This window comes from Brevibacillus brevis (assembly GCF_031583145.1).
GTDB lineage: Bacteria > Bacillota > Bacilli > Brevibacillales > Brevibacillaceae > Brevibacillus > Brevibacillus brevis_E.
Map to the genome: position 1 here is coordinate 1,743,868 of NZ_CP134050.1, position 19,647 is coordinate 1,763,514.

The following is a 19,647-nucleotide window of genomic DNA, read 5'->3' on the forward strand; positions in this document are numbered from 1 at the left end:
GTCGCAGGCACGAGGTAACCGTGCTTGTGGCTGGCTTCTTTTGTTTTCCTCATCCCTTCGCGACCCAGCCGCGCTTTACTTCACGTGATCCAGCACGCTTTTGATGTTCGCGGCGGAGTCCTGCCCGACGTTCAAATTGTAGTACCCGCGGACAGCCTGGTAGACGGCGTTTAGGTTTTTGCTGCTCTTGTTCTTGCGGTAGGCGGCGATCTCCTTTGCGAACCGAGGGTGGTGGATGAGATCGCGGCTCCAGTCCCACACGCGCGGCTTTCGCGCGTCCGCTCTTGCCTGGCTCAGCATTTGGGCGAAGCGGGGGATAGCGTATTGGGCGATCTTCCTGCTCGCGTTTTGGTATTCGTTCGTTCGGGCGCCGGCGGAGTATACGGGATCGTAAAGGTCGCCGTACGCTTTGCCATTGACGTAAATGAGCTCCCGGGTCTGCAGCGGCACCATGCCCGGCAGCAGCTTGACCTGGAAATATTCCCAGCCTGACGCCGTCTTTTTCCCGGGAAGGACGAGCGTGACGAAGTGAGACAGCCGGTCGTACGCATACTCTTCGGGGTATTCTACCGGTCCGGGATCCATGCTGAGCGCGGTTTGCGGATAAATATAGCCTTCCTTGTCGACCGCAAAGCCCGGCAGACCGACCTCGACAGCCCAGCGGACGGCCACGTCGTCCGAGTCCTTCAGGTCGATTCCTCCGTGATAGGGACGGACTTCTCCAAACATCCGGTAGAGAACGGTCGCCACGAATTGTCTGGTCGCTACACCGTCGTCGATCTCTTCCGGCTTGACGTATCCTGCGTCGATCAGCGGCTGCAGGCGGGCGTTCATCTGGAGCTGCGCCCGCGTCTCCCTCAGCTTTCTGCCCTCCTCTGAATATTCTTCTGTGCCGGCTATCTGTCTATCCAAGTCGTCCAGATTGACATTGGCCGGAATGGATGGCGGCAAGATTCCGATGAGATGGTACAGATTCCAGAGAAACCCTTTTTTCGAGGAGACGAATTTGCGATTGTTTTCAAAGGGGAAGCGCCAATAAGAGCCTCCGCTGTCCACGTCAGCGAAATACGTATCTTTGGTATACGTCGTTTTCATGACAGGCACCTGCGGATTGGAGATCGAAACCATCTGCACGTTCAAGAACAAATACTTTTCCGGATTGGGCGGCAGTTTGTACGTGATGCGATAGCTCGCGGCTGCTTCCGCAACGGTCGGAACAGGAGCGGTGGCAAAAACGGCGGAGAAGCACAGGCTGCCGGCAAGAACGCCGATCCAGATGCGTTTTCTGTTCATAACCAATCATCCTTTGGTTTGTGGTGTTTGTTAGACGGCGCTGTTTCCATTTGGTTTCCAGATTCGGATCTGCGGGTCAGCTGCCGAGAAATTTCGGCTTGCCATCAAAGACCCACATCTGGCTGCTGCCATCGACTCTCTCCAGCAAGGAAGCGGATCCATGCTCCTTTGCAAATCGCAGCTCCGCGTCCGTCAGCGGGATCATCCACAACAGTTGGACAGGGTCTCCGGATTTGTCGGGGAACGCGATGGCAGGGGCGTTCTCCGGCTTTGCGAGCAGGACGGAGGCGAACCGATCGTCGGCCTGGCCGATCTCCCGGCACGGAAGGGTGTGACCGTGGGCAAGGAAGGTCAAATAGGACCAGGGCAAGGAAGTTTGCCCGCTGATGTACGACAGGATCTCTTTTTCATGTGGGGCAAGCGAGCTGGTTTCAAAGGCGAAGGCCAGCTCGAACCGGCGCAGCAGCTCGGGCTTTTCGGTATACTGCTCGACTTTGGGCTGCGGCAAAATGGATACGCCGAGGGTCACGGCATAGGTGACATCCCCTTTTTCGACGGTTACCAGTGCTTTGGGAGGCCATTGGCCGCCATCGATGCCGTAGTACGTTTTCACGGGGCCTAGGGAAGAAGTGATGGCGTCCAAATACCGCTGCTGCAGATCCGGCCAAGGATGAGCGTCCCAGCTCGACCAAAATTGCTGCGCCGATTCGATCCGGGCATACAGGGCGTTCGTCTCGGGCGTGCCAAGCGGAAAACAAAGGGAAGACTCGGCGACGCAATCTCGTGCATAGGCGGGATAGTGGGAGCCGTCTTCGGATGGCCCCGCCCAACCTGGGATGACGGAAAGGACTTCGTTCTCATAGAGAAGGGCAGCGGCGTCCCCTTCTTCCAGCCATACAATGGAGAGCCGGTCAGGGTCGAGCCGCTCCGCGCCGTTCGGGTGAGCGCAACAATCGCGAGGCAGCATCGGGGCACTCCCGTCTTCCATGGCTGACAGATCCAGGTCTGCGGGAGCCGTCCCGTAGTTGCGGACACAGCAAGAGCGGATGCGGGCGTATTCCGTGCCAGGATGGTCCCACAAGTAGAAATAAACGCCATGCTCGTCTTCTTCGACAAACGCCTGAACTGGGCAAATGGGTGAAAATTCCTCCAACAGGATATTTTTCAACGGTTCAAACCTCCGATACAGTAAGGAATAGTTGGAAATGGCAGGCAACAGGGATAGAATACCACTATTGGTACCTTGTAACAAACTTGTGTGCGAAAGCGGGGAAGCAGGATGAAGCAATGCACGCTGTACGTATCGATTGGGGAGCATCAAAAGGTTTTGGATGCCATCGGGCAGGCTTTTCGCGAGCAAGCAGTCGAGACATCGGCAGACGGGCGTTCGGTAACAGCAGTGGATAGAAGATGGTTTGGCAAGCGCAGCATCACCTTCAACATCATGCGCGAGGACGCGGATCCGGATGAGTTTCTCCAGATGAAGCGAGGGATGTACGGGTACGTGTACCAAATCGAGACCGGTCATGAGCAGGTCAAGCAGAAGCTGCTGCTCCAAATCACGGCGCTTAATGTAGCGGTAGGGATCGTCGCGAGCCATGAGCTGGACCCGAAGACAATCGAGTCCATCCTGGAGATGGCCGAGGCTGTGCACGGCATCGTCTTTCTTCCCAATGGAAACACCTTGGACAGCCAGGGAAGATTGATCCTGAGCCCGGATGGCGATTCGGAGCTGGAGGATTTCCGGGTGACGGTGAGCTCAGACTTGATTGATGGCCACATCAAGCCGTCAAAGTCCGGTGAAGAGCGCAAAGAGCGGAGCCTCAAGCTGCTGGAAGAACGGGGCATTCCTTCCATCCGGCATCTTCCTGTCATCGTGGGAGATGAAGACGCTGTGCTCCGGACCAAGGAGGAGGTTGTTCAGCGAGCGATCGCCCTTTGTCTGATCGCCGTGTATGCAGGCGGCGTCACAGAAGGCGGGGATGTGCAGGAAGAGCGGGAGTTCATCGAGGGAATCATCGAGCAGTACGGGGCAGCCTCTTTCTTTACGGAAAAGGAAAAAGCGTTTCTGCAGGACGCGCAGCCGGATCGCACGGCAGCCATCCAGATGGTATGGATGTACGAATGCTACTGGGTGCTCCTGTGGGCGCTCGGGTACAAGGAGGAGCTCGAATTCCCCGGCCAGATCTGCGACGTCAACGCGGCGATCGACGTCCTGAAGCAGGCAGGCGACTACGCGACCTTCTTGGAAGGCGCTGTCCTTCGGAGCAAGGAAGAGATCCTGGATCAGGCGGACTTGATCTACCGGTACGATTGGGCATGCGTGGACGCGCGAATCCACGACCGGACAGTGGCAGGCGGGCTGGACGGCGGAGTGGTAATGGAGAGGCATCGGGCGCTCAACTGGTTGATCTGTTACATGGAAGACGACTGGGATCACGTGCAGATGGATACATAGGAGTGCTGGTAGCGGCAAAAAAGGCTCAAAGTCGTCGGGAGAGAGCCGCTATCTGGGAACGAGCTGAAGGAGGCCGCTGTTTACCAGTGAGTGGATGCATGGGGAGTGCGGATGGTTCAGAGTGTCCATCAAAAACGAATAGAAAAGAGAGGGCTTATCGTTGAAAAGAGTCGACGTGGTATCCGCCATCATCCGGAATGAAGAAGGGAAAATTTTGCTCGTACAGAATCGGAAAGGGGATTCCTTTTATTGGGGCCCGCCGGGTGGGGCCGTGGAGGAAGGAGAAACGCTGGAGCAAGCCCTGCATCGCGAGGTGAGGGAAGAGACCGGATACGCCATTCGCGTAACCGGATTGAGCTCTTTTGTAAAAGACAGAGGCCATCATGTGCTGTTTTTCACTTTTTTTGCACAGGTCACCGGTGGATCCATCCAAATCAGCGACCCCGATGATGACATCGTGGAGGTGAGGTGGGCGGACGCCCGACAGGCCAATGAGCTGATGCCGGATCTGGCGGCAGCACTCCAGCTGGAAGTCGGGCAGGAACAGGCACGACCCTTTTACGCTTTTGAAGGAACACGGAATTAGAAACCGCATGGCAATGCAGCATGCAGCGATGGTGGCCAGTGAAAAAGGCATCGGCAGTCACGTTCTTTCGAGGGAGGAGCGCGGACTGCTGATGCCTTTTTTCCTGCTGGAAACCAATCATGGCCCGTCCCGAGCTATCCTTTGTTATGGTACGGAGCTGGCCAGTTTCATCCGTTCTTCATGCGGCAGGCCGATGGTCAGTCTTCGTACCCGGTAAAGGGGCGAAAAGCATTCAGCCAAATAGAAAAAAATGGGCGGCAGAGAAACATTTGGGTCGTGACTCAGGTAGTACATAGTGAAGAAAGAACAGTGCATTTGCGCGGAGGTGTGTAATGAAGGACGACAACGAATGCGTACGGGAAGTATTGGCGGGAAACAAAGAAGCGTACGGGTTTCTCATCGAGAAATACAAGGACAGGATTTATACGTTGCTGATGCGGATGATCCATGATGCCCAGGATGCGCAAGATCTTACGCAGGAATGCTTTATCAAAGCGTATCAATATTTGCGCAGCTTTGATCCCGAGCGGAAATTTTCATCCTGGCTGTTCCGAATCGCCGTCAATCTTTGTTTGAATACGCTGCAAGCCCGGCAAAAGAATCAGCGCCATCCGGCGGAGTGGGATGATGAATGGCTGGTGGATGAAACCAGCCCCGAATCGATTTTGCTGCAAAAAGAGCATGTGGCGGAAATCAGGGATGTCATCGAGGAGCTGCCCGAGCATTACCGGATCGTACTGCTCTTGCGCTATCTGGAAGAGATGAGCTATCAGGAAATCAGCACGGTTTTGGATGTCTCGGTCAGTACCGTACAGATGAGGCTGCATCGGGCAAAACAAAAGCTGCGGGAACGATTTCAACCATCGTGGAAGGGAGGGAGAGTAAATGAAGTGTTCTGATTGCAGGCACCGTTTGCTGCTTACCTTTGAAGACGAAAGCGCACTTTCGCAAGACAAAGGCATCCAGGAGCATCTCGCGTCTTGCGCTGCATGCCGAGCGATGCTCTCCCGCCTGCGTATGGAAGGAGAGGTTGTGACGGAAGCGATCGGACTGGAGCGGTTGCCCGATTCCTTTACCCGTTCGGTTCTGGATCAGCTGGAGCCGTATTCTCCCCAGCAAGTACCTGATGTCTCGGCAGCGCCTCTGTCTCCACGAAAGCGGAGAAAAGCGACGTGGAGACGGGCTGCCGTGGCCGTTTGCGCCGCCGTTTTTCTGGGGATGGCGGCGGGTTCCTACATCTCTCCCGCTTTTGCTGCGTATGTCTCTTCGTTTATGAGCCGCATAGGGGGAGAGCTGGGTCTGAAAAGGGCGGTGGAGCAAGGATTCGGCATCGCCGTCAACCAGGCTGTCACCGATCAGGGGATCACGCTGCGGATCAAGGACATCGTCGCCGATCCGACTCGGTTGGTCGTCTCTTATGTGCTGGAGGACGAAAATGGCAAGGAGCCGCCGAATCTGTTCGTACCTGCCTATGAAGGCAATCGGATTTACTTGACAGACGAGGCCGGCAATATGATCAATGAATCTCCGGACGTATTCCAGCAGGGAAGAGGGTACGCGGATTACACGTTCATGCTGAAATCGCCGCCCAATGACCTGGTCCTTCACTTCGATATCACGGACATGAAACCGGCCGCAAAAAAACAGGGAAGCTGGAAGCTCGAGGTGCCGGTCAATTTCGAGAAAAGCAGGGAAGCCTCTTCGTACACGCCGATCGGGGCAAGTTATTCCTCCCCCCATGGAATCGACTTCACCCTGGAGGGGGTCACGTACGGGCCGAGCGCCACCCGCTTCACTTTGGGAACGCGAAGGACTCCCGAAGAAAAGGAACGTCTGAAAGAGTGGAGCAAACAGGGGAGGGACGGGGCATCCCTGGGTGAATACAGCCTCGAATACCACATCGAGGACCAAGCAGGAAGGTTTGTCGCCGGCCTTTCGAGCGACCCGCCAGAGGACAACCGCCATATTTATTTTACACCGGGGTACAGCTCGCCCCCCGAACATACAGAGGACGACACCTGGCGCTGGTACGGAGCATTTGTGCCTTCCCAATCCCCTGAGGAGCTGTGGTTCGTCCTGGATGCCATCGTGAAGACCGAGGCCGCCGACTTTTCCATCCAGTTCCGGCCATCTGAGCTGTCCGCCGCCCCGGTCACCAAGCGGTACGAGGAGTTTTCCAGTTCCTATACCGTCAAAAACATGAGGCAGGGAACGGACCCGGAGACGAACGAACCGGTCTGGCTGATCGAACTGGTCGGGATGATGCCGGAATCTGATTTTCCGGCGTGGAGACTGGCGGACGAGACCGGCCTGGAGTATGAGGTGAGAACGGACTATTCCACTTCCAGCGTCTCCGGAGATGCGAATGGGAACATGCTGGAGCAGACATTGATCGTCAAAGGAATGCCTGCGCTTCCAAAGAATCTGACTTTGTCACTGAAGACGGTGAAAAAACGGTATGACGATCTGAACTGGAAGGTGGCCTTGCCGTCGAAATAGGAGGATGCTTGCGACGCATTCAGGCTGCAAAAAAGCTGCTACGCTTATGTAGCAGCTTTTCTTGTGCCTACCCGTCAGGACGTGGATCGCCCGGGAGCGGGGCGGGTGCTCTTGCAAAGGAACCACCGCACATGCTTTTTTTGTCAGAAATCGATTCGGAACTTCAGGAACCCTGCCTTGCGCAACGCCTCGTAGATGATGACGAGCGCCGGACCCAGGATGAGGCCGAACAATCCAAGGACCTTGAGTCCGAGAAAAAGGCTGACCAGTGCAGCGAGCGCGCTGATTCCGAGGTTTGAAGCCAGGATCTTTGGCTCAATGATACGGCGAATGACCGTGATGACCAAAAACAGAACGAGAAGCCCGATGGCGAGGTGCGTTTTGTCCGTAAAAAAGTTGTAGACCGCCCACGGTACGAGGAAGGACCCCGTCCCCAATATCGGGAGGATGTCCACCAGTACGATCAACAGCGCGATGACCGCCGAATACTTGACGTGCAGGATGACCAGGCCAAGCCACGCGAGCAGGAACGTGACGAAGCTGAGGATAATTTGCGCCCGCAAAAATCCGACGGTCGCACGGTTCAGCTGGGACAGCACGACGTTTACCTTTTCCCTGGCGGAGGGAGTGAACAGCCGCATGAACCCGGCCCTCAGCCGCGGCAGGTCGAGGCTGATCAGGAACAGCGCCACCATGTAAATGATGGTCGTCAGCAAAAAGCCGGGAATCGTCGCCACTGCGCCGAGAATGCCTTTGGCGAGGCTGGAGGCGCCGTTCAGAGCCGACGTTTTCAGGCTTTCGAACAGCTGCTGGATCTGGAAGACAGTTTCCGCAGGCAGGGAGGCGTAGTACACTTCCCAACGCACGATCGTGGATTCCAGCAGCTCGAACAAATGCTGGGAATAGGCAGGCAGGCGCTGCGCCAAATCTACGCTTTGCACGACGATTTGAGTCCCCAGCCAGTAGGCGCCGACGCCAAACAAAAGCAGGAACAAAAGAAACGAGCCGATGACGGCGCTCAAGCGATTGAGGTGAAGTCTACGGATGAGAAACATCACCATCGGCTCCAACAGGATCGCGGTCAACAGCGCAAGCAAAAAAGGTACGGAATGCGGCAGCAGAAAGAACGCAATCGCTAGGAGGATTGCTAGCAGAAGAATCTTCCGAATCGTCATGGACAGCTCCATTCTCTATCTTATAAGTAACAGGTTATATCCAATCTTTCCTATTTTATCATTTTTGCCAGGGGAAACACAATGCAGTCGCCGCACAGTAGGTGTTTGAAGATGTATGCGAAAACAATTATATCCTCTCAAGTCATAATCATCGAAATAATAGGTGTATAAAGAAAAATAAAAATTATAAGGAGAGCGACAATTGCATGATATGATGAAACTCTATATGATTCGCGGCCAAGAATCACTGAGATACATAGCAAGGGAAAGTAAGGGTGAGGAAAAGGAAGCTATTTACATTGAGTATAAAAACATCTGTCTGTTAAAATGTGAATATAAATCGACAATATTCGACATAAGTCGAAACTTGTGCAGATAAAATCCTAATTTTTCTCTTAGTGAGGTGTCAGAATGAAGCGGTTTGGATTAGCGATTCAGATTGTCATCGGTCTCATTCTGGGGATCCTGGTAGGGGCCATTTTCTTCGGCAACCCTGCTGTGGCTACCTATTTGCAGCCGATTGGTGATGTCTTCCTTCGTCTGATTAAAATGATTGTGATCCCGATCGTAATCGCGACGTTGATCGTCGGTGTTGCCGGTGTCGGCGACGTCAAGAAGCTGGGGAAAATTGGCGGGAAAACGATTTTGTATTTTGAAATCGTTACCACGATTGCGATTGTTGTCGGACTTCTGGCAGCGAACATCTTTCAACCCGGTGTCGGCGTAGACATGTCCCATTTGTCGAAAACCGACATTCACAGCTACGTGGAGACTGCTGAATCCACACAAAGCCACAGTATGATTGATACCTTCGTCAACATCGTGCCGAAAAACATTTTCGATGCGATTGTCCGCGGCGACATGCTGGCGATCATCTTCTTCTCCGTCCTGTTCGGACTGGGGGTAGCGGCAGCAGGCGAGCGCGGAAAACCGGTTCTGAACTTCTTCCAGGGTGTGGCGGACGCCATGTTCTGGGTCGTAAACGCCATCATGCGTTTCGCTCCATTCGGGGTATTTGCCCTGATCGGGGTTACCGTTTCCAAGTTTGGTCTTTCTTCTCTCGTTCCGTTGGGCAAATTGGTCATTTTGGTCCACGTGGCGATGCTGTTCTTCATCCTCGTCGTGTTGGGCACCATTGCCCGCATGAGCGGAATCAAGATTACGCAGATCATTCGAATTTTGAAGGACGAGCTGCTGCTGGCTTACTCGACATCCAGCTCCGAGACGGTTCTGCCGAAAATCATGGAGAAAATGGAACGTCTGGGCTGTCCGAAAGCGATCGCGTCCTTTGTCATCCCGACAGGCTATTCGTTCAACCTGGATGGGTCGACGCTGTACCAGGCGCTCGCGGCGCTGTTCATCGCCCAAATGTACGGCATCCACATGCCGATCAGCGCACAGATCACGCTCATGCTGGTGCTGATGGTCACTTCCAAAGGGATTGCAGGTGTGCCCGGGGTATCGTTCGTCGTTCTCTTGGCGACGCTGGGTTCCGTTGGTATTCCGCTCGAAGGTCTCGCATTCATCGCGGGGGTCGACCGTCTGCTGGACATGGCGCGCACAGTCGTAAACGTAGTCGGGAACTCTCTGGCTGCCGTTGTGATCTCGCGTTGGGAAGGCCAGTTCGACAAGAAAAAAGCCGAGCAATATTTGAAAGAAGTAAGCAACAAAGCTGCTTAATCTCGATAAGCGACAAAGCCTTCTGTCTGGAGCAATCCGGGCGGAAGGCTTTTTTTATTTCGCACACCTATTGACAGGGAGAACCAGGAAAGATAAGATCTTGTTAACCAAGTGTTAATAACAAAATGTTAATAACAAAACATGAATAATAAAAAGGGGCGCACACCGAGCGAATGTGCCCGTGGAGGCGACGAAACGAGTGAATGACACACCGATCAAGAACAAGGCCGGGCTTACGGAAGAGCAATTTTTGCAGAGCTATGACGCGAGCCGGTACGAGCGGCCATCCGTTACGGTCGACATGCTGATCTTTACCGTCGCGGATGAACAGGAGCAGAACTATCGCAAGCTATCGCCCAAGTCGCTGCAGCTTTTGCTCGTGAAGCGGGGGGATCATCCGTTCATGGGGCAGTGGGCGCTGCCGGGAGGATTTGTCTCGCCGGACGAAAGCCTGGAAGAAGCGGCTCTGCGTGAACTGCAGACGGAAACCAACATCGACGACATTTATCTGGAGCAATTGTACACATGGGGCGAAGTGGACAGAGACCCGCGGACACGCGTAATCAGCACGTCTTACATGGCGCTGGTGGACAGCGAAAAGCTGGAAGTAAAGGCGGGCGATGACGCCGACGACGCGAAGTGGTTTCGCATCGAGGACCGTTGGCTGCGAGAAAGCAAGACGGCGACAGCCACAGGCACGGTGACGGAGAAGTGGGTGGAGCTGCGCTTGTGGAACGAAGCGGAGGAGCTGTCCGCCACGCTGAAAATCACGCGGACGGTAAACGGCCGCACCGTGCGGGAGGATAGAGAAATCGTGGAGTCGAGGCAGATCGCCTTCGACCATGCCAGGATCATCCAGTACGCCCTGGAGCGGCTGCGAGGCAAGATCGAGTACACCGACATCGCCTTTGCGCTGATGCCTGAGCTCTTCACACTGTCAGAGCTGCAGCAAGTGTACGAGGTCATTTTGGGCAAGGAGCTGCTGGCCGCCGCTTTCCGCCGAAAAGTCGCCGACAAAGTGATCGAGACGAATCAGTACCGCAAGCACGCCGGACATCGGCCATCGAAATATTACCGGTTCAATCCGGAATGGACGTAAACATACCAAAGCCCAAAAGAGGGAGAGGAAACGATATGAAGACGGGAGCAGCCCGCACCAAGCGAGTGCAGACAGCCCAAGAGACGATGAAAATAGTGGAGGCGGGAGAATACGTCAACAGCAAAGACGAAGTCGTGGACATTCGAGAAGAGCTGGCCTACGCTATCCGGCATTCCATCTTGTTTCGCCCGGACGACCCTGTAGAACTGTCACCTGCCGGCATGGAGGGAAAAACCAATAGAGCGTCCATTGAAGTCACGGGGGAATCCAGTCTGGATGCAGCCAGGAGGCTGGTCCTCGACAAAGGACGATCCGACGTGATTTGCCTGAATTTCGCCTCCGCGAAAAACCCGGGAGGAGGATTCCTCAACGGGGCACAGGCTCAGGAAGAGAGCTTGGCCCGGGCGTCCGGCCTGTATCCGTGCATCGTGCAGATGGAGGAAATGTACGCCTACAATCGGGGGCTGAAAACATGCCTGTACTCGGATTACATGATCCTGTCCCCGCGTGTGCCGGTGATCCGCGATGGGGAAGACCGCCTCCTGGATCAGCCGTATGTACTGTCCTTCCTTACTGCGCCTGCCGTAAACGCCGGAGTCGTGCGGGAGCGGGAGCCTCAGAACGAGCCACGTATCGGCAGCGTGATGCTGGAGCGAATTCGGAGGATCTTGCGGGCAGCGGCGAGAAGCGGACATGGCGCTGTGATCCTCGGGGCGTATGGCTGCGGCGTGTTCCGCAACCGGGCCGTCGACGTAGCCGAGTATTTTGCACAGGTCCTCATGGACGAAGGCTACGACAGGCTGTTTGACCACATCGTCTTTGCTGTGCTGGACCATTCTGCCCGGCAAGAAAATTTGCGGGCCTTTCAGGAGAGATTCGCATGATAGCCAAAAGGAAAGAGTTTTTCGCGGACTGGAGCTGGTTCGAGCGGCTGTGGCTGCTCGCCTTTACCTTGATCAACGTCTACCTGTTTTTCGCGTTGGACGACACGCTTATCGGGCTGTGCGCATCCTTGACCGGCATGCTCAGCGTCGTGCTCGTCGCCAAAGGAAAGACGTGGAATTATTATCCGGGCATCGTAAACGTGGTGCTCTACGCCTTTGTCGCCTATGGTCAAAAATACTACGGCGAAGTGATGCTGAACCTTCCGTACTTTTTGCCGATGCAATTTATCGGGCTGTTCCTGTGGAGGAAGAACGGGGTGTCGGAGACGAAGCAAAACGATGTGCGGGTGGCCGAGATGACCTGGCGTTCGCGCATCGTCTGGAGCGTGCTTTGCCTCGCAGCGACCGCAGCTTATGCGCTGGTGCTCAAGGCAATGGGCGGGGCGCTGCCCATCGTCGATTCCTTGACCGCCGTTCTCTCCATCGTGGCGATGATCTTCATGGTAAAGCGCTATGTGGAGCAATGGATCGTCTGGATCGTTATCGACCTGCTGACGATTTACATGTGGCTGGTCGCATTCCTGGCGGACGGCAACGATATCTCCATCCTCGTCATGTGGACGTCGTACCTGGTGAACGCCGTTTACGGCTGGCTAAACTGGCGAGCCCAATACCGCGCGCAAAAGGAGGCGCCGGCATGGGAACAGTAGGCTTTATCGGGGGAAAATTTTTGCCGCTGCATCAAGGTCATGTGTACGCGATTACCCGTGCAGCGTGCTGCTGCGACGAGCTGTATGTCGTCCTCTCGCACAGCGAGGCGCGCGACCGCAAGCTGTGCGAAGACGCAGGGATGGCGCCGATGCCCTACGAGGTGAGGCTGCGCTGGCTTTCCATGCTCACAAGCGACATGGAAAATGTGCATGCGGTCGCCGTAGAAGATGCGGCAGACAGCGACGAGCACTACGACTGGGCTGCCGGGGCTGCTGATATCCGCGCCAAGATCGGCAAGCCCATCGATTTCGTCTTCAGCTCGGAAATCGACTACGACCCGATCTTCCGGCAGCTGTACCCGGAGGCGAAGCACATCGTCCTCGACCCCGGCCGCAGCCACGTGCCGATTTCGGCGACGCGGATCCGGGAAGAAGGTATATTCGCCCATTGGGAACAGATCCCGTCCGTCGTTCGTCCGACTTTTGTGAAAAAAGTGGTGGTCGTGGGGACGGAGAGCTGCGGCAAGTCGACGCTCACCCGTCACCTGGCAAAGCTGTATAACACCGTGCATGTGGAGGAATTCGGACGCACTATCTGCGAGGAGGTGGGCGGCTGCGAGACGATTTTGACCGAGGAGTATTTTCCGTACATCGCCTACGGCCACAAAATGAAAGAGTACGAAGCTCTCAAGCGGGCAAACAAGCTGCTTTTCATCGATACGGAAGCGATCGTCACGCAGTATTATTCGGAGCTGTACACGGGCCGCACCTTCCCTGTTCTGGATGAGGTGGCGAGAGAGCAGAAGTACGATCTGTGGCTCTTCCTCGAACCGGATGTGCCGTGGATCGACGACGGGTTGCGTGTGCACGGAGACACGAGCGTCCGTCAGGAAAACAATCATAGACTGAAACAAATGCTGGACGAGCGAGGCATCGCGTATACGGCAATCGGGGGGACGTACGAAGATCGTCTGCGGCAGGCGATGCACCATGTGGACGCCCTGCTCCGCAGTACTTCCCAGTCGCTGTAAATTGGGCTAGACTAGAACCACAACCATCACGCACACATACAAGGGCTGGTCGACGAGCCCGTGCTGTCCGGTGCAGACGATGCGCAGAAAAGTGAGCTAGTCCGGAACATTTTGAATCGTAGATCGGCGTGCCGACCTGCGGAAGAGTGGAGGAGTCCCTATGATGAAAGCAGTCGCAGTCACCGCTTTTGGCGGACCTGAGCACATGCAGCTCGTAGACGTGGAGATCCCGCAAGTGAAACCGAATCAAGTCCTGATCCGCGTGGAAATGACCAGTGTCAACTTTGCCGACATCAAATCGAGGTACGGAAAAAAGGGAGGGCAGCTGCCCTTTGTACCGGGACTGGACGCTGCTGGAACCGTGGAGCGGGTCGGCTCTGAAGTGACCCGCTTTCAGCCTGGACAGCGGGTAGTGGCCTTTCCGGCCGGCGGGTCTTACGCGGAGTACGTCGTCGCGAGCGAAGACCTGACGTTTGCCCTGCCGGACAACATGGACTTCGATACCGCTGCGGCTTGCCCCGTCGTCTCCTTTACTTCCTACAAGCTGCTGGCGGATGTGGCAAGGCTGGCACCGGGCGAGACTGTCCTCATCCACGCGGCTGCCGGAGGGATCGGGACGACAGCGATCCAGCTCGCCAAGCTCCTGGGCGCCGGGAAGGTCATCGGTACGGTAGGTCGTGAGAACAAAGCTGCAATCGCCATGGAGGCGGGCGCCGACCACGTCATTTGCAACGATACCGAGGACTTTGCGGCGAAAGTGAACGAGCTGACGGACGGAGCAGGGGCCGACGTCATTCTCGACTCCATTTCCGGCTCCGTGACCGAGCGTAGCATGGACTGCCTGGCATGGTACGGGCGGCTCGTCCATTTCGGCAACGCCAGCGGGGAAGTCGGCACCGTCAAGACCATCGATCTGCACGCGAGCTGCCGTTCCGTCCTCGGCTTCAGCTTTGGCACCACCCGCAGCAAGCGCCCGCACCTCTTGCAAGACACGGCTGAAAAGGTGTTCGCGTACTTGGCCGACGGAAGCCTGCGCATCAAAATCGGCCGACGCTTCGACCTAGAAGAGGCAGCGAGCGCCCATGCGTGGGTGGAGAGCAGACAAAGCACCGGGAAAGTCCTGCTTGTTGTGAGGAAGTAGGGGACAGCATGCGATGGTCCGATCCCGACGGCAAGCCATTGCATGAGGCGAATGATCACAAATTCATTTTCAAAACAGAGAGGAAAGATCTGTTGGCGGCCTTGCTCCTGATGAACGGATCCACTGCACTAAGAAGAGTCTGCTTTTTCAGCAGACTCCTGAATTTGTTTTGTCAGTTTTGTTTGTTCTGCTGATAGATAAAGGATCCTTTGGCTGCCCCACGGGTTTGTATGGAAATTCTTGTAGGGAATCCTGGGGAGGAAATGCCAATTCTCGCTATGCTAAAAGGTTTTACCGAAAACTCCTTTACACCATCCAAAATGAGAACAAAGGGTCTACGGCTGTTGTTTGAGATTGCGAATGTCCCGCTTACTCCTGTCGGAACCCGGAGTAAAAACTTTTTGCCAGCTTTCTGAAAGGCAAAGGACCCAGTGAATGAAAATCTACCCATTCGGTCGGCGCACCACCTTTGCTATTTTGTACAGACTATGCCGAGCAGTCGTTGGTGATTGTACAGCAGTCGGGGAAAAAAACCCGTTTTTATCGTATGGGGTATTAGAAAGATGATCATGGTCTAATCCGCAGGTCAATTGGCTGCGGGAATCGCTCATGAAGCGAATGGAACAAAGGAACAACCATTGAAATTCCCCTGCCGATTGCAAGGTCCTGCTAAGTTTTATCTAAATAATGCGGTCTGGCTCAATGGGCATCGCAACGCCCGGGTGTCGTTATGAGTATGAAACGAAAAGAGGGGAGAATGCACATGAACAGAAAAATATCCTTGATCCATTCATCGAATTTGCCGAGCGTCGATTATGCATACGCGAGCCTGGTGCCTGCCGAGATGGATTTGATTTTTTTGGCTGGGGCCTGCCCGTTGAATCAAGACACACAGGTGCCATATCCGGGTGATTATGCCCGTCAGGCTTCGATGTGTGTGGAGAATCTGAAAGAAGCCCTAAAAGCCAGCGGCGCCTCGCTGAAGGACGTGGTCTATACGAGAGTGCTGGTGGCCTCACAGAACCGGGATGACTTGGCGACTGCGTGGAGAATCATTCGAACGGAATTCGGCGAGCACGATGTCCCGAGCACTTTGTCCGGGGTGACTGTATTGGGGTATTCAGACCAATTGGTGGAAATCGAGGCAGTGGCCGCAGTAGTTCCGTCATCGGAAAGGTAGTTCTTACGTTTGGGGGTACTTTAAAAAATAGATCGAAAAAAGGGCTGCCGATGAAGATGCTCGGCGGCCTTTCCAACTTAAGAGGGGAACACGCTTGAGCGGCCACCATGAGAACCAACACTGAGACGGCTGCTTTGGCCGCCGTTCCCCTTTTGGAATGGAGCCGGCCAGAAACAGTGTCCCCGCAAGTGTCCCCATGAACCTGGAGCGTTTTCGCCTTTTTCCGCCCCCGGCACAAGAGCGGGAACGAGCGCGAAAAAGACAGCGAAGCGACACCTGCACGCAAACTGTTTTTCCCTGTTGACTTCCCAAACTGTACGAATTATGATTACAGTACTCTTCTGGAGGAGGACATCGCTGAAGTGAATAGTGAATTTACGATAGCCGTCCACAGCTTAGCCTTTTTGGCGAACCTCCCCGGCCATATGGCAAGCAGTGAACTGATTGCGAAAAATGTATGTACGAACCCGGCAAGAATCCGAAAGATCATGAGTATCCTGCGAAGGAATGGCTTTGTACGGACGAAGGAGGGGATCGGAGGAGGCTACATTCTGGAATGTGACCCGTATGAGGTGACCCTTGCGCGGGTGTACCGAGCCGTCTCCAGCGGAACGCTGAAGCCGCACTGGTGTACCGGGGACCCGCAAGAATCCTGTCTCATTTCTTCCAAGATGCACTGTGTGATGGATCGAATTTTCACCGAAGCGGAAGAACATTACGTCCAGTATCTGGGGCAAATCACGATCCAGTCGGTCCTGGAGCAAATCAAGAAGCCGTAGCGAAGAAAATTGGATACATTGTCGTCCAAACTGTAACCTTTTTAAATACACACAGGGTGGTGTGAATAGAATGAATCGTTCCAAACAATTGGCAGTAGGAGATTGGGTGCGAGGCAAAACGCAAAACGGTGAGCTGATCATCGGGTTCGTGGAAGCGACTGATGCGGAGAAAGGCAGCATCCATGTGTACGTCGTTCACTGCGATCACGAAAAGGCTGTGGGCAAAGTCGCCGTCGTGCATGACAGCTGGGTCGAGCCTATGGGCGATTCCGAGGTGGCCAGCGAGGAGCAGGTACGCGACCTGATCGATCTCGCACTGGCTACCAGAGACCGGGCGTGGTTCATGGAACTGGTCGCCCAGGAAAAGTCGCTGCCAAAGAGCGCAAGGCGCAGCGACCAAAGAGGCGGAGAGTCCCGGCGCATCCGCAATCGCTTGGGAACATCTGCTATCTGGGAATGATGGTTGGTACCGTATAATGCGTAGGAGGAAAAATGGATGACTACCCTTGCACACAATCCGTGGTTTGAGAAAGGCATGACATACGACGAGTACACGAAGAGCATGAAAGTCAATCGTGAAGAGCTGACCCGTGTATACGAGCAGCTCACGTTCACCGATGAGGACCTGGCGGTATGGAAAGACGTTGCGAAGCGCAACTGGAGGGGCATCGTGCTGACTGCCGACTGGTGCGGCGACGCAGCTCTGAATGTGCCCATCCTGCAAAGAATCGCCGAGCAGAGCAGCGTGGAGCTGAGATACCTGATCCGCGACGAAAATCTCGAGCTCATGGATCAATACTTGACCAACGGGACCTCCCGTGCGATTCCGATCTTCATCTTCATCGACGAGCAAGGGGAAAAGCAGGCAGTGTGGGGCCCGCGCTCGCCGGAAGTACAGGAGTTGATCACAGGACTTCGGAGCCAGCTGCCTGCAGCCGATGCGCCTGATTTCGCGGAAAAGCAAAACAACGTCTATCGCAGCTTCAAAGAAAAAATCACCTCCGATCCGGCCATTTGGCGCACGGTGATCGACAGCGTGAAGGCCGCGGTAAGAGGCTAAAACGAAGCGCGCATGGCGTACAGATAGAAAAATTTATAATGGATAGGACTGGATAACGAGAAATGAGAAATGCAGAGAATCACGGGCGACCGATTCTGTTCCTGATGGTGAACATGTTCATCGCCATGCTGGGGATCGGTTTGATCATTCCCATTCTTCCCGAATTTTTAAAGGAATTTGACGCAGGCGGAAAGACCGCCGGGTATTTGATCGCGGCGTTGGGACTGACCCAGTTTATTTTTTCGCCGATCGCAGGGGAGTGGTCGGATAAGTACGGACGGAAGATTATGATTGTCTCCGGCCTCGGGCTGTTTACCATCTCCAACCTGCTTTTTGCGACGGCGGAGCACATCTCGATGCTGTACGTGTCGCGACTGATCGGGGGCATCGGGGCAGCCGCCATGATTCCTTCGATGCTGGCGTACGTGGCGGACATTACGACCGAAGAAAAGCGGGGCAAAGGCTTGGGCCTCCTCGGAGCAGCCATGTCTCTCGGCTTCGTCATCGGGCCGGGAATTGGGGGCTTCCTCGCCGAGCTGGGATTGCGGATGCCGCTTTACGTCTCCGCAGCTGTCGGGGCGCTTGCCACAGTCGGTTCCTTGCTGTTCCTGCCTGAATCCCTCTCCAAAGAGGCGCAGCTTGCGGCACGCCAGTCCAAGGAGAAGAAGGAAAACGTGTTTGTCCAGCTGGGAAGATCCGTCAAGGCGCCGTATTTCGTCATGCTGATCCTCGTGTTTACAATGACCTTTGGCTTGGCAAACTTCGAGGCGATCTTCCCGCTGTTCGTGGACGCGAAATTCGCCTACACGGCTCGCGACATTTCCATCATCATCACGGTGGGGGCTCTGGCGGGGACCATTGTTCAGGCGGCATTTATCGGCAAGCTGATCACGCGATTCGGTGAGAAGAATTTGATCAACTGGACGTTTTTGTTCTCGGCCGTTTCCATGTTTCTCATGCTGCTGTCGGGCAACTTCTGGTATATGCTCGCATTGACCGTTGTGTTCTTTACGCTGACGTCCATCATGCGTCCGGCGATCAACACGCTCATTTCCAAGCGTGCGGGAGACGAGCAAGGCTTCGTCGCAGGGATGAACAACGCCTACATGAGCTTGGGCAACATTTTCGGCCCGGCTGCGGCTGGTACCCTGTACGATGTGCATTTGAACGCTCCGTATTTGTTCGGCGCGATCATTTTGATCATCAGTCTGATCCTTTCGAAAAGGGAAGGCCGACGCCGGGTCAAGCCGATGGCAGCCCAGTCGGAAATCGTATAGCCCATCGCGGCAGAGTATCGGTGGCGGATCCGCTGTTCTTCGGAACAGGGCGGGTCCGCTTTTTTGCGTAAGCCGCGATTGTCGTTTACCGAATCGGCCGGTCGCAGTTACAATGGAGGAAAAAGGAAAGAAGGGGATGTCCGTTGTTCACGCTTTCCACGCTCAGCACATTTGTCCTCATCGTGATCGGCTTGTTTTTGATTCCCGGACCGGCTGTTCTCTTGACTGCCACACGCACCGTCCAGGGAGGGAGGAGGGCTGGCATCCTGGCCGGTCTCGGCATCGCTACGGGCGATTTCATTCATACGATGTTTGCCGCCATTGGGCTGTCGGCGATCCTGATGACGTCCGCGATGGCTTTTCAGGTGGTGAAGATAGCGGGAGCAGCTTACTTGCTGTACCTCGGCATCCGTGCGATTCTGGAGAAGCCGACGGATCCGAGCGTGCCCGCCGTCACTCCGCTGTCTGGCTTGCGCGCTTACACCGAAGCGATTCTCGTCGAGGTGTTGAATCCGAAAACTGCGCTGTTCTTTCTGGCGTTTTTGCCCCAGTTTGTGAATCCGGAGCGGGGAGCGACCTTCCTGCAGTTTTTCGTGCTCGGACTGGTGTTTGTGACCATGAGCGTCCTTTATACGTCCTTGATTGCAGTGAGTGTTCGCCAGCTGGGAAAATGGCTCAAGCGGGTTCCCTGGTTGGGACGCTGGAGCGGCAAGCTGGTCGGTGTCATTTATATCGGATTGGGATTGAAGGTAGCGTTTCAAAGCAGGTAAGAGTGCGGTAAGCTCCGGTCTGCGA

Annotated in this window: 19 protein-coding genes; 16 read left to right on the forward strand and 3 right to left on the reverse strand. The window is 55.1% G+C overall.

What is annotated here, in order from left to right; all coding sequences use genetic code 11:
• Positions 1–75 precede the first annotated feature (75 nt).
• Both RGB73_RS08780 and RGB73_RS08785 read right to left on the reverse strand, forming a co-directional pair.
• Positions 76–1,293: a hypothetical protein gene (locus RGB73_RS08780; protein ID WP_310771018.1), complete on the reverse strand. Its 1,218-nt coding sequence runs from the start codon at positions 1,291–1,293 to the stop codon at positions 76–78.
• Positions 1,294–1,369: 76 nt separating this feature from the next.
• Complete coding sequence (locus tag RGB73_RS08785) at positions 1,370–2,461, reverse strand: suppressor of fused domain protein (RefSeq protein WP_310771020.1); 1,092 nt, start codon at positions 2,459–2,461, stop codon at positions 1,370–1,372.
• A gap of 111 nt (positions 2,462–2,572) precedes the next feature.
• Here RGB73_RS08785 and RGB73_RS08790 point away from each other — a divergent pair, with 111 nt between their 5' ends.
• The 4 genes from RGB73_RS08790 to RGB73_RS08805 all read left to right on the forward strand — a co-directional run bounded on the left by RGB73_RS08790 (position 2,573) and on the right by RGB73_RS08805 (position 6,836).
• Positions 2,573–3,751 (forward strand): DUF4272 domain-containing protein, encoded by a 1,179-nt coding sequence (locus tag RGB73_RS08790; protein ID WP_310771022.1) that lies wholly within the window; start codon positions 2,573–2,575, stop codon positions 3,749–3,751.
• Positions 3,752–3,911: 160 nt separating this feature from the next.
• The gene (locus RGB73_RS08795; RefSeq protein ID WP_310771024.1) at positions 3,912–4,337 is read left to right on the forward strand and encodes an NUDIX hydrolase; all 426 of its coding nucleotides are present in this window, start codon (positions 3,912–3,914) and stop codon (positions 4,335–4,337) included.
• Between the two features lie 332 nt (positions 4,338–4,669).
• The gene (locus RGB73_RS08800) at positions 4,670–5,236 is read left to right on the forward strand and encodes an RNA polymerase sigma factor (RefSeq protein WP_310771026.1); all 567 of its coding nucleotides are present in this window, start codon (positions 4,670–4,672) and stop codon (positions 5,234–5,236) included.
• Positions 5,223–6,836, forward strand: a complete 1,614-nt coding sequence (locus RGB73_RS08805) for a DUF4179 domain-containing protein (protein ID WP_310771028.1) — start codon at positions 5,223–5,225, stop codon at positions 6,834–6,836. The genes RGB73_RS08800 and RGB73_RS08805 overlap by 14 nt, the downstream gene beginning before the upstream one ends.
• Before the next feature lie 143 nt (positions 6,837–6,979).
• Here the strand turns inward: RGB73_RS08805 and ytvI are convergent, their stop codons facing one another.
• Entirely contained in the window at positions 6,980–8,011 is a 1,032-nt protein-coding gene (ytvI, locus tag RGB73_RS08810; protein WP_310771030.1) for a sporulation integral membrane protein YtvI, read from the reverse strand.
• A gap of 411 nt (positions 8,012–8,422) precedes the next feature.
• On the opposite strand from ytvI, the gene RGB73_RS08815 reads away from it, so the two are divergent.
• The 12 genes from RGB73_RS08815 to RGB73_RS08870 all read left to right on the forward strand — a co-directional run bounded on the left by RGB73_RS08815 (position 8,423) and on the right by RGB73_RS08870 (position 19,622).
• Positions 8,423–9,691 (forward strand): cation:dicarboxylate symporter family transporter, encoded by a 1,269-nt coding sequence (locus RGB73_RS08815; RefSeq protein ID WP_310771031.1) that lies wholly within the window; start codon positions 8,423–8,425, stop codon positions 9,689–9,691.
• Positions 9,692–9,890: 199 nt separating this feature from the next.
• On the forward strand, positions 9,891–10,790 hold the full coding sequence (locus tag RGB73_RS08820) for an NUDIX hydrolase (protein WP_310771033.1): 900 nt from the start codon (positions 9,891–9,893) through the stop codon (positions 10,788–10,790).
• Between the two features lie 35 nt (positions 10,791–10,825).
• Entirely contained in the window at positions 10,826–11,674 is an 849-nt protein-coding gene (locus RGB73_RS08825; protein ID WP_310771035.1) for a TIGR02452 family protein, read from the forward strand.
• Positions 11,671–12,384 carry a nicotinamide riboside transporter PnuC gene (pnuC, locus tag RGB73_RS08830; RefSeq protein WP_310771037.1) on the forward strand — a complete coding sequence of 238 codons (714 nt, stop codon included), beginning with the start codon at positions 11,671–11,673 and terminating at the stop codon, positions 12,382–12,384. Before RGB73_RS08825 ends, pnuC begins: the two co-directional genes overlap by 4 nt.
• Positions 12,372–13,415, forward strand: a complete 1,044-nt coding sequence (nadR, locus tag RGB73_RS08835) for a multifunctional transcriptional regulator/nicotinamide-nucleotide adenylyltransferase/ribosylnicotinamide kinase NadR (RefSeq protein WP_310771039.1) — start codon at positions 12,372–12,374, stop codon at positions 13,413–13,415. The genes pnuC and nadR overlap by 13 nt, the downstream gene beginning before the upstream one ends.
• Positions 13,416–13,578: 163 nt before the next feature.
• Positions 13,579–14,556: a quinone oxidoreductase family protein gene (locus tag RGB73_RS08840; RefSeq protein ID WP_310774198.1), complete on the forward strand. Its 978-nt coding sequence runs from the start codon at positions 13,579–13,581 to the stop codon at positions 14,554–14,556.
• A gap of 763 nt (positions 14,557–15,319) precedes the next feature.
• Complete coding sequence (locus RGB73_RS08845; RefSeq protein ID WP_310771041.1) at positions 15,320–15,736, forward strand: RidA family protein; 417 nt, start codon at positions 15,320–15,322, stop codon at positions 15,734–15,736.
• 362 nt (positions 15,737–16,098) lie between these two features.
• Positions 16,099–16,515, forward strand: a complete 417-nt coding sequence (locus RGB73_RS08850) for an RrF2 family transcriptional regulator (RefSeq protein ID WP_310771043.1) — start codon at positions 16,099–16,101, stop codon at positions 16,513–16,515.
• Positions 16,516–16,585: 70 nt separating this feature from the next.
• Positions 16,586–16,975: an IDEAL domain-containing protein gene (locus RGB73_RS08855; RefSeq protein WP_310771045.1), complete on the forward strand. Its 390-nt coding sequence runs from the start codon at positions 16,586–16,588 to the stop codon at positions 16,973–16,975.
• A gap of 36 nt (positions 16,976–17,011) precedes the next feature.
• Positions 17,012–17,575, forward strand: a complete 564-nt coding sequence (locus RGB73_RS08860; protein WP_310771047.1) for a thioredoxin family protein — start codon at positions 17,012–17,014, stop codon at positions 17,573–17,575.
• 62 nt (positions 17,576–17,637) lie between these two features.
• Positions 17,638–18,852 (forward strand): MFS transporter, encoded by a 1,215-nt coding sequence (locus RGB73_RS08865; RefSeq protein ID WP_310771049.1) that lies wholly within the window; start codon positions 17,638–17,640, stop codon positions 18,850–18,852.
• A 143-nt stretch (positions 18,853–18,995) separates the two neighbouring features.
• Positions 18,996–19,622: a LysE family translocator gene (locus RGB73_RS08870; protein ID WP_310771051.1), complete on the forward strand. Its 627-nt coding sequence runs from the start codon at positions 18,996–18,998 to the stop codon at positions 19,620–19,622.
• Positions 19,623–19,647 lie beyond the last annotated feature (25 nt).

Coding starts and splice junctions, on each gene's coding strand:
- RGB73_RS08855 (WP_310771045.1), top strand. CDS start 16,586: ATGAATCGTTCCAAACAATTGGCAGTAGGAGATTGGGTGCGAGGCAAA.
- nadR (WP_310771039.1), top strand. CDS start 12,372: ATGGGAACAGTAGGCTTTATCGGGGGAAAATTTTTGCCGCTGCATCAA.
- RGB73_RS08780 (WP_310771018.1), bottom strand. CDS start 1,293: ATGAACAGAAAACGCATCTGGATCGGCGTTCTTGCCGGCAGCCTGTGC.
- ytvI (WP_310771030.1), bottom strand. CDS start 8,011: ATGACGATTCGGAAGATTCTTCTGCTAGCAATCCTCCTAGCGATTGCG.
- RGB73_RS08805 (WP_310771028.1), top strand. CDS start 5,223: ATGAAGTGTTCTGATTGCAGGCACCGTTTGCTGCTTACCTTTGAAGAC.
- RGB73_RS08790 (WP_310771022.1), top strand. CDS start 2,573: ATGAAGCAATGCACGCTGTACGTATCGATTGGGGAGCATCAAAAGGTT.
- RGB73_RS08845 (WP_310771041.1), top strand. CDS start 15,320: ATGAACAGAAAAATATCCTTGATCCATTCATCGAATTTGCCGAGCGTC.
- RGB73_RS08800 (WP_310771026.1), top strand. CDS start 4,670: ATGAAGGACGACAACGAATGCGTACGGGAAGTATTGGCGGGAAACAAA.
- RGB73_RS08815 (WP_310771031.1), top strand. CDS start 8,423: ATGAAGCGGTTTGGATTAGCGATTCAGATTGTCATCGGTCTCATTCTG.
- RGB73_RS08825 (WP_310771035.1), top strand. CDS start 10,826: ATGAAGACGGGAGCAGCCCGCACCAAGCGAGTGCAGACAGCCCAAGAG.
- RGB73_RS08840 (WP_310774198.1), top strand. CDS start 13,579: ATGAAAGCAGTCGCAGTCACCGCTTTTGGCGGACCTGAGCACATGCAG.
- RGB73_RS08860 (WP_310771047.1), top strand. CDS start 17,012: ATGACTACCCTTGCACACAATCCGTGGTTTGAGAAAGGCATGACATAC.
- RGB73_RS08865 (WP_310771049.1), top strand. CDS start 17,638: ATGAGAAATGCAGAGAATCACGGGCGACCGATTCTGTTCCTGATGGTG.
- pnuC (WP_310771037.1), top strand. CDS start 11,671: ATGATAGCCAAAAGGAAAGAGTTTTTCGCGGACTGGAGCTGGTTCGAG.